A 1,506-nucleotide genomic window follows, 5' to 3' on the forward strand; every position below is an offset into this window, starting at 1 on the left:
GTAGGTAAAGTAACCTGCAATAAGCAGTACTACACCCATGATAAATGAAATCATAAAATTCCTCCTTCTTACTTTAAAACTAAAGTTATATGAACAAAATCACATACATAATCTACATGTTAGATTATAAATGTTTACCAAAACAGTTTCAATTGTGATAGGCTGATGTTAATAATCTGATTTCTTATAACTAGTATTAAAAAGACTAATCACATATCGCAATTCATATCGAATAATGTAATAGATGATACAAAGTTCATAATTCCATAGCTCGTAGATCAAAACATATTGCGTATCACTTTAGAAAAAGTTATGATGTAAGTGGCTAAAAGCCTAGATTTTTTGTACCCTTGACATCATATTTCAATCACAATTTAGTCAAAAAAATAACAAAGATAACGGAAAAATTGAATTCGGAGATTAAATGACAGAAATGAGTAAAGTCAAAGACTTTGATGTAATAGTAATAGGAGCAGGAGCATCTGGTATGATGGCAGCAGTTTCGGCTGCGAGCCTCGGAGCTAGGACTCTTTTATTGGAGAAAAACGATTCTCTTGGTAAGAAGCTTCTTCTAACAGGAGGTAGCAGGTGCAATCTCACAAATGCAGAGGGCAGGGATGAGCTCCTTGCGAAGATTCCCGTAAATTCAAAGTTCTTATATAGCAGTATGGCTAGCTTTGACAACAAGGATATAATGAATTTCTTTACATCAGGAGGGCTTAAGCTGAAGGTAGAAGACAAGGGCAGGGTTTTCCCTGTTACTGATTCATCAAAGAGCGTAGTTGAGTTCTTTGAAGCCAAGTTAAACAATCACGGTGTAAAGATAAAGACAGGCAGTGCTGTAACAGAAATTCTGCAAAGAGAAGGGAAAGCCATAGGCATTAGAACAAAGCATGGTGAGGAGTTTTACGCCCCATGCGTAATAGTTTCCTGCGGAGGAAAGTCATTTTCTTCAACTGGATCAAATGGAGATGGCTATGCGCTCATGGAGGCTTTAGGACATAGTATAAGTCCGATTTATCCAGCAGAGGTTCCCATAGTTTGCAGAAACTACGGTGATTTTCTCTCTGAGCTTAGTGGGATATCGCTTCAAGACGTAAAGCTCAGTGTATATAACAAAAAGAATAAACTTGCATCAAGTCACGAAGGGGATTTGATTTTCACGCATTTTGGCCTATCAGGTTCTATTGCGCTAAGGTGCTCTGGCTTTGTTAATAGCATAATGCGAAAAGATGGGCTAGAAACCGTAAGACTTAGCCTCGATCTTCTTCAGCAAAAATCAAAGGATGAAATCCTGGATGAGCTTAGAATCATGGCAAGAACTAACGGAGAAAAGGAGCTAAAGAGCTACCTTAAATCAGAGCTTCCTAAGAGACTATCTGACTATATTTTGAAGCTTGCAGGAATTTCGGATGGAGAGAAGCTAAAGCAAATACCAGAGAAAAAGCTTGAGGACTTTGCTAGGCTTTTAAAAAATGTGGAGTTTCAGGCAGAGGGAACGCTATC

1 protein-coding gene is annotated in these 1,506 nt (G+C 37.9%); it reads left to right on the forward strand.

Annotated elements, in window-relative coordinates; translation table 11 throughout:
- Nucleotides 1-424: 424 nt before the first annotated feature.
- Nucleotides 425-1,506 (forward strand): BaiN/RdsA family NAD(P)/FAD-dependent oxidoreductase (locus ACO6HM_RS12360; RefSeq protein ID WP_485391322.1); only part of this gene is annotated, 1,082 nt, incomplete at its 3' end.

The organism is Catonella sp. (genome assembly GCF_057250765.1).